We start from the raw sequence: 7,069 nt of genomic DNA, 5'->3' as shown, positions 1-7,069 counted from the left end.
GGCCTGCGCGGGAACCGCGCCCTTGCGTGGGCGGCGCTTCGCGGCGGTCGTCCGCGGGCCGTAGCCGACCAGCACCGCGGTCCGCCCGCCCGGAGCCGCGCCGCCGATCAGGCCGGGCTCGATCATGCCCTCGGCCGGTGCCACCTCCACCGCCGCCAGCGAGGCCGCCGACGGGGTGGGCAGGTCACCGCTGGGCGTGGCCGTGGTCGACGGCGCCTCCAGCGGGCCGGCACCCGGGTCGGTGTCGATCGCGATGATCGGCGTACCGACCTCGACCGTGGTGCCCTCCGGGTGGTGGATCGCCTGCACCTGCCCGGCCCACTTCGCCGGGATCTCCACGGCCGCCTTCGCCGTCTCCACCTCGACGATCGGCTGGTTCAGCTCGATCGTGTCGCCGACCTTGACCAGCCAGGCCAGGATCTCGCCCTCGGTCAGCCCCTCGCCCAGGTCGGGCAGGTTGAACGTCTTGATCCGGGACATGTCGCTCACCAGCCGAAGGTGCGGTCGACGGCGTCGAGCACCCGGTCGAGGTCGGGCAGGTACTCCTCCTCCACCCGGGCGGCCGGGTAGGGGGTGTCGAAGCCGGTCACCCGCAGCACCGGCGACTCCAGGGAGTAGAAGCACTCCTCGGTGATCCGGGCCGCCAACTCGGCGCCAAGGCCGATGTTGGACGGCGCCTCGTGCACCACGACCACCCGGCCGGTGCGCTTCACCGACTCGTACGCCGCGCTCAGGTCCAGCGGCGAGAGCGAGCGTAGGTCGATGACCTCCAGCTCACGGCCGTCCTCGGCGGCGGCGGTCGCCGCCTCCAGGCAGGTCCGCACCATCGGGCCGTAGGCCAGCACGGTCACGTCGGTGCCGGGCCGCACCACGCGGGCCGAGTGCAGGGGGTACGCGTCGGACAGCGGAGCGTCCAGGTCGACCTGACCCTTCTCCCAGTAGCGCCGCTTGGGCTCCAGGAAGACGATCGGGTCGTCCGAGGCGATGGCCTGCTGGATCATCACGTACGCGTCCTGCGGGTTGGCGCAGGTCACCACCTTCAGACCGGCGGTGTGCGCGAAGTACGCCTCGGGCGACTCGGAGTGGTGCTCGACCGCGCCGATGCCGCCACCGAACGGGATCCGGATCACCATCGGGATGTTGAGCCGCCCGCCCGAGCGGTAGTGCATCTTCGCCACCTGCGACACGATCTGGTCGTACGCGGGGTAGACGAAGCCGTCGAACTGGATCTCGCAGACCGGCCGGTAGCCGCGGATGGCCAGACCGACAGCGGTGCCGATGATGCCGGACTCGGCCAGCGGGGTGTCGATCACCCGCTGGTCGCCGAAGTCCTTCTGGAGCCCGTCGGTGATCCGGAAGACACCGCCGAGCTTGCCGACGTCCTCGCCCATGATGACGACCTTGCTGTCGTTCTCCAGGGCGCGGCGCAGGCCGGTGTTCAGAGCTTTACCGAGGGTGAGCGTCTCCGTGGCCATCAGTGGTTGCTCCCCTCGAACGACTCCAGGTAGCGGCTGAACTGCGCGCGCTGCTCGTCGAGCAGCGGGGACCCGTTCGGGTAGACGTGGTCGAACATCGTCACCGGCTCCGGGTTCGGCATGTTGAGCACCCGCTCGCGCAGGTGGACCGACTCGCGGCGGGCCTGCTCGTCGACCTCGGCGAAGAAGCCCGCGTCGGCGATCTGCTGCTTCTCCAGGAAGGCCTTGACCCGGGCGATCGGGTCCTTGGCCTGCCACGCCTCGACCTCGCTGGCGATCCGGTAGCGGGTCGGGTCGTCGGAGGTGGTGTGCGCGCCCATCCGGTAGGTGTACGCCTCGATCAGGCTCGGACCCTGCCCGAGGCGGGCGTTGTCCAGCGCCGTGCGGGTGACCGCGTACGAGGCGAGCACGTCGTTGCCGTCCACCCGTACCCCGGGGAAGCCGAAGCCGGCGGCCCGCTGGTAGAGCGGGACCCGGGTCTGCCGCTCCAGCGGCTCGGAGATCGCGTACTGGTTGTTCTGGCAGAAGAAGACCAGCGGCGCGTTGAACACGCTGGCCCAGACGAACGCCTCGTTCACGTCGCCCTGGCTGGTGGCGCCGTCGCCGAAGTAGGCGATCGCCGCCTCGCCGTCGTCTGTGCCGGTCTTGCCGTCGATGGTGATGCCCATGGCGTAGCCGGTCGCGTGCAGGGTCTGCGCGCCGATGACGATCGTGTACATGTTGAACTTGAACTCGTTCGGGTCCCAGCCGCCCTGGTCGACCCCGCGGAACAGGCCGAGCGGCATGATCGGGTCGATCCCGCGGCAGTAGAGGACGCCGTGCTCCCGGTAGGTCGGGAAGGCCATGTCCTGGGGGCGCAGCGCCCGCCCGGAGCCGACCTGGGCGGCCTCCTGGCCGAGCAGGCTGGCCCAGAGGCCCAGCTCGCCCTGGCGCTGGAGCGCGGTCGCCTCGGCGTCCAGCTTCCGGACCAGCACCAGGTCGCGGTAGAGACCGCGGTACTCCTCGTCGGTGAAGTCGACGCGGTACTCGGTGCCGTCCGGCCCGGTGGCGCTGTCGATCCGCTCGCCTTCGGGGGTGAGTAGCTGCACCAGCTCAGGGTCGCCGGTCGCGCCCTTCCTGGAGCGGGGTGCGGCCCGCCTGCTGCGGGTGGTGCCCCCGGGGTCGCCCTTTGCCATCGGTCTCTCCCTGTCGTGTCTGCGTCGGCACCGGGGGGTCACCCGGCCGCGCAACTCGTGCGCCTGTCCGGCTGCTGCCGGACCGGTTCCTGGCGGCCGCGCCTAGCCCCGGTGGGGGTTGCCGCACGGCGTGAGCCGGGTTCTGGCCGAACCCGGTTCGGGAGCGCCGGCGCTCAACCGCGCCTGCCGCGAGGGTGCGCGGAGGTCACGGCTGCGTTGCCGTCGTGCTCCATATTCGCAGAGCAGGTGAGCGTGCCCACAGTACGGCTGCCCCGGATTCCGACCACCCATGCTTTGACGTTGTTTGTCGCCATCATGCCGGCCTGGGTTCCGGATGCGTTCCGGCGCGATTCGTCACCGTTCGGTCAGCCCCGCGTGTCGACACGCGGTGGAGGTTGGCTGACAGAGGGTGACTAAGTCAGGCTGATTCCCGCAGGATCGCGCCAATCGGGCTGTTTGCCGGCTTCCGGCCGACGATCTCCATCCATGTCCTTCGACGGCCGACGACAAGGGGTGTGCGGTGCACGAGCCAGGTGACGGTCCCGGCACGCCAGCGCTCGGTCGGCACCGGTCACCCGGTGGCTACCGCCGGGTGGTCGGCGTGCACCGAGCCCCCGGCATCGGTGGCCCCACCCGGGGTTACCTGCTGACCGTCGCACTGCTGGCCGGCACCGCGTCGATGCCCATCCTGGCCGCCATCAGCGCGGGCTCGGCCACCCCGGGCAGCACCGCACTCCCGGACAGCAGCACCCCGTTCATCCCGGCCCCGTCCGTCGGGCCGGTCGTCATCCCGCCGCCGACGACCAGCCAACCGGCGCCCCGCCGGCCGGCAACGCCGCCGCCTCGGCGTATGCGACGGGGTCGGCCAGCACCTCGGGCGGAAAGGTGAGCACCGCGTCGCCGGCCTCGGGCAGACCGCTGTTCTGCATCAGCACCACGATGGCCAGAGCACCGCGGTTGACCAGGCGGTGCACGGTGCCCGGCTCGAACCAGACCACAGTGCCCGGTCGCAACGGGGTCTCCCGGAAGCCGGCCATGGTCAGGGTCTGCACCGCGCCCTCGCCCTCGGTCACCACGTACCCCTCGGTGCAGCACAGGTGCAGGTGCGGCGTGCCGCCGACCACGCCGTCCGGTGCCGCCGTGTCGTAGACGCGCAGCCGGGACAGCCCGATGCCGCCGGGCAGCGCGGTCGACCGGTCAGTCATCGAAGTACTCGTCGGTGTCGTCGGCGGCCGGCAGCGACACCAGCAGGACGGTGAGGTCACCGATGGCCCGGTGCCGGCAACCCGGCTTGATCAGGAAGGCGGACATCGGCCGGGCGGGGTGCCGTACCCCGTCCAGCTCGATCTCGCCCTCACCGGCGAGCACGATGTAGTACTCGGTGGCGACGCGGTGGTGGTGGGTGACCGCGTCCCGCACCTGGAGCAGGTGCACGCTGGCCTGGCCGTCGCTCTCGGCGATGAAACCTCTGCGGGTGGTCCCACACGAGCAGCGCCTGGTGGGCAGGTCGTCGAGCTGAAGCACCGCGAAGCGATCGGACACGGCCGGGCCTCCCTGCGGGAAAGGGCTTTCTCTGCGGTACCGTGACGCTAGCCGGCACGACGAAACGCCGTCAACAGATCGAGGGGGCGGGCCATGGCGACCCTGTCCGATGTGGCCCGCCGCGCGGGCGTCTCACCCGCCACCGCCTCCCGCGTCATCAACGGCAGCAGCAAGCCGGTCACCGACGAGCTGCGCGAGCGGGTGCTCGCCGCCGTCGCCGAGCTGCAGTACGTGCCGAACGCCCACGCCCAACTGCTGGCCCGCTCACACCGCAGCGCCGTCGGCGTGATCGTGCACGACGTCTCCGACCCGTACTTCGCCGAGATCACCCGTGGGCTGCAACGGATCGCCACCGACCAGGGCCGGCTGCTGATGATCTGCAACAGCTACCGGGACCCGGACCGCGAGCTGGAGTACGTGGAGCTGCTGCGGGGCCACCAGGTGGCGGCGCTGATCCTGGCTGGCTCCGGCTACCACGACGAGGCGTTCACCCGGCAGCTCAACGAGAAGCTCGCCGCGTACGGAGCCACCGGTGGTCGGGTGGCGGTGATCGGCCGGCACGAGCACTCCGGCGACGCGGTGATGCCGGACAACCGGGCCGGCGGCTACCTCGCCGGGCGCGAGCTGTGCGGGCTGGGGCATCGGGCGATCGGCGTGGTCGCCGGCCCGCGCATCCTGACCACCACGACCGACCGGTTGGCCGGCCTCCGGCAGGCGCTCGGCGAGCAGGGCCGCGAGCTGCCGGAACGACGCATCAGGTACGCGGAGTTCGACCGCGACGGCGGCGCCGAGGCCACCGCCCGCCTGCTCGACGCCGACCCGGAGCTGACCGCGATCGTGGCGCTCAACGACTCGATGGCCATCGGCGCCCTCGCCACCCTGCGGGCCCGGTCGCTGGCGGTGCCGCAACAGATCTCGGTGGTCGGCTTCGACGACATGCCGATCGCCCGGGACGTGACCCCGGCGCTGACCACCGTGCGACTGCCGCTCGTCGAGATGGGCGTCCGGGCGATGTCGCTGGTGCTCGGCGCGGAAACCCCGACGCCCCGGGTCGAGGTGCTCCCCGCCGAGCTGGTCCGGCGCGACACCGCCGGCCCCGTGCCGCGGGCCGCCGCCGGCTCGGCACCGCGCGCCCGACGGGGTGACCCGTCGTCATGACCCTCACCAGCCCGACTCAACGCTCTCTGACCAGCGCCGATGTGGCGCACCTGCTGGGCGCGTCGTTCGGGCCGGACACCCGGGTCCGGGACACCGGCCCGCTGGCCGGCGGCGGATACGCGACGGTGTGGTGGGCGCTGCTCGACGACGACCGCCGGGTGGTGGTGAAGCTCTCCCCGCCGGCCGGCACCCCGCTGCTGCGCTACGAGCGCGGGCTCTGCGCCGCCGAGGCGCGATACTTCCGGCTCGTCGCGGAGCGGGCGCCGCAGGTGCCCGTACCCCCGGTGCTGCACCACGGCACCGACCCGGCGTACGGCGAATGGTTGGTCACCGCGATGCTGCCCGGCCGGTCGCTGGCCGACCTGGCCGGGGCGGGCGTCGCGGTCGACGACGGCCCGGCGCGGTACGACCTCGGGGTGGCCCTCGCCGGCTTGCACCAGGTGACAGGTGACCGGTTCGGGTACGACGACGAGCGGGCCGGCGGGCGGACCTGGCGGGCCGCGTTCACCGCGATGCTCCACGCGCTCCTCGCCGACGCGGCCGACTGGGACGTGCGACTGCCGGTGACTCCGGGCCGCCTGCACCGGCTGGTGCAGCGGCACGCCGACGTGCTGGACGAGGTGCGCCGCCCGGCGTTGCTGCACTTCGACTGCTGGGACGGCAACGTGCTGGCGGCGCCCGACCCGGACGGCCGGCTGCGGCTGCGCGCGCTGGTGGACGGCGAGCGGTTCCTCTGCGGCGATCCGCTGCTGGACCTGGTCTCGCCGCTGCTCTTCCGCCGGGTGGAGGACGAGCCGGCGCACCCGCTGCTGCGCGGCTACCGGGCGGCCTCGCCCGACCCGCTGGTGCTGGACGCGTCGGCGCGCCGCCGGCTCGGGCTGTACCGGTTGCACCTGTACCTGCTGATGACTGTCGAGATGCCCAGCCGAGGCATGACCGCGCTGACCCATCCCGGGCGGCATACCCGCCTGGCGGCGCTGCTCGACGAGGAGATCGCCGCGCTCGCCTCGGAGTGACGACCGGCACCAGGTACGCCGCGCGGACGCACCCTCGGATATCGGATTGTGCGGGGCTCCTGCCGGGGCCTAACCTCCCCCGGTGCTGATTCGGGAGTTCGTCGACCGGGACTGGTCGCTGGTGTGGCCGATCATCGAGGAGGTGATCCGGGCGGCGGAGACCTTCCCCTACGACCCGACGATGACCGCCGAGCAGGCGTACGGCATGTGGATCGAGGCGAAGCCGGGGCGGACCGTCGTGGCGGTCGACGGCGAACGGGTGCTCGGCACCGCGAAGATGGGCACCAACCGGCCCGGGCCGGGCGCGCACGTGTCCACCGCGAGCTTCATGGTCGCCGCCGACGCGCGGGGTCGGGGCGTGGGCACCGCGCTGTGCCGCGACGCCCTGACCTGGGCCCGCCACCACGGGTACGCCGGCATGCAGTTCAACGCCGTGGTGGAGAGCAACCGGTCGGCGGTGCGGCTGTATCAGCGGGAGGGTTTCCAGGTGATCGGCACGGTGCCTGGCGCGTTCCGTCACCCCACCCTCGGCCGGGTCGGTTCGCACGTCATGTACCAGGAGTTCTGAGCGTCTCAACCACCGGCCGCGCCGCCGGCCGGGGCGGCGCGCAGTTCCACCGGCGCGGTGGCGGGCTCGGAGCCGGCGCGCGGATCGGGGTGAAGAGGCCACCGACCGCCAGCCAGCAGCACCCGGCGCCGGCCG

Annotated in this window: 9 protein-coding genes; 3 read left to right on the top strand and 6 right to left on the bottom strand. The window is 72.5% G+C overall.

The window, feature by feature from the left end; all coding sequences use genetic code 11:
- From JM949_RS31980 to JM949_RS31955, 6 genes are all read right to left on the bottom strand, one after another.
- On the bottom strand, positions 1-480 hold a 480-nt coding region (locus JM949_RS31980), incomplete at its 3' end, for a biotin/lipoyl-containing protein (RefSeq protein ID WP_305070621.1).
- 5 nt (positions 481-485) lie between these two features.
- A complete protein-coding gene (locus JM949_RS31975) occupies positions 486-1,475 on the bottom strand; it encodes an alpha-ketoacid dehydrogenase subunit beta (protein WP_203151821.1) in 990 nt (329 codons plus the stop codon).
- On the bottom strand, positions 1,475-2,650 hold the full coding sequence (gene pdhA / locus JM949_RS31970) for a pyruvate dehydrogenase (acetyl-transferring) E1 component subunit alpha (RefSeq protein WP_203151820.1): 1,176 nt from the start codon (positions 2,648-2,650) through the stop codon (positions 1,475-1,477). Before pdhA ends, JM949_RS31975 begins: the two co-directional genes overlap by 1 nt.
- Positions 2,651-3,289: 639 nt before the next feature.
- Positions 3,290-3,439: a hypothetical protein gene (locus tag JM949_RS31965; protein ID WP_203151822.1), complete on the bottom strand. Its 150-nt coding sequence runs from the start codon at positions 3,437-3,439 to the stop codon at positions 3,290-3,292.
- On the bottom strand, positions 3,436-3,855 hold the full coding sequence (locus JM949_RS31960; protein ID WP_238434262.1) for a cupin domain-containing protein: 420 nt from the start codon (positions 3,853-3,855) through the stop codon (positions 3,436-3,438). Before JM949_RS31960 ends, JM949_RS31965 begins: the two co-directional genes overlap by 4 nt.
- Positions 3,848-4,192, bottom strand: a complete 345-nt coding sequence (locus JM949_RS31955; RefSeq protein ID WP_203151819.1) for a cupin domain-containing protein — start codon at positions 4,190-4,192, stop codon at positions 3,848-3,850. The genes JM949_RS31960 and JM949_RS31955 overlap by 8 nt, the downstream gene beginning before the upstream one ends.
- Positions 4,193-4,285: 93 nt before the next feature.
- Here JM949_RS31955 and JM949_RS31950 point away from each other — a divergent pair, with 93 nt between their 5' ends.
- The 3 genes from JM949_RS31950 (at position 4,286) to JM949_RS31940 (ending at position 6,934) form a co-directional block, all read left to right on the top strand.
- On the top strand, positions 4,286-5,350 hold the full coding sequence (locus tag JM949_RS31950) for a LacI family DNA-binding transcriptional regulator (protein WP_203151818.1): 1,065 nt from the start codon (positions 4,286-4,288) through the stop codon (positions 5,348-5,350).
- Positions 5,347-6,366 (top strand): phosphotransferase family protein, encoded by a 1,020-nt coding sequence (locus JM949_RS31945; RefSeq protein ID WP_203151817.1) that lies wholly within the window; start codon positions 5,347-5,349, stop codon positions 6,364-6,366. Before JM949_RS31950 ends, JM949_RS31945 begins: the two co-directional genes overlap by 4 nt.
- 82 nt (positions 6,367-6,448) lie before the next feature.
- Complete coding sequence (locus JM949_RS31940) at positions 6,449-6,934, top strand: GNAT family N-acetyltransferase (RefSeq protein ID WP_203151816.1); 486 nt, start codon at positions 6,449-6,451, stop codon at positions 6,932-6,934.
- The last annotated feature ends 135 nt before the right edge of the window (positions 6,935-7,069 follow it).

It is taken from the genome of Micromonospora tarensis, from assembly GCF_016803395.1.
Taxonomy (GTDB): Bacteria; Actinomycetota; Actinomycetes; order Mycobacteriales; family Micromonosporaceae; genus Micromonospora; species Micromonospora tarensis.
This window is presented reverse-complemented; position numbering and strand designations above follow the sequence as displayed.

Excerpts from the sequence above, each read along its gene's own strand:
- JM949_RS31945 (WP_203151817.1), top strand. The coding sequence starts at position 5,347 with ATGACCCTCACCAGCCCGACTCAACGCTCTCTGACCAGCGCCGATGTG.
- JM949_RS31975 (WP_203151821.1), bottom strand. The coding sequence starts at position 1,475 with ATGGCCACGGAGACGCTCACCCTCGGTAAAGCTCTGAACACCGGCCTG.
- JM949_RS31950 (WP_203151818.1), top strand. The coding sequence starts at position 4,286 with ATGGCGACCCTGTCCGATGTGGCCCGCCGCGCGGGCGTCTCACCCGCC.
- JM949_RS31965 (WP_203151822.1), bottom strand. The coding sequence starts at position 3,439 with ATGACGACCGGCCCGACGGACGGGGCCGGGATGAACGGGGTGCTGCTG.
- pdhA (WP_203151820.1), bottom strand. The coding sequence starts at position 2,650 with ATGGCAAAGGGCGACCCCGGGGGCACCACCCGCAGCAGGCGGGCCGCA.
- JM949_RS31960 (WP_238434262.1), bottom strand. The coding sequence starts at position 3,855 with ATGACTGACCGGTCGACCGCGCTGCCCGGCGGCATCGGGCTGTCCCGG.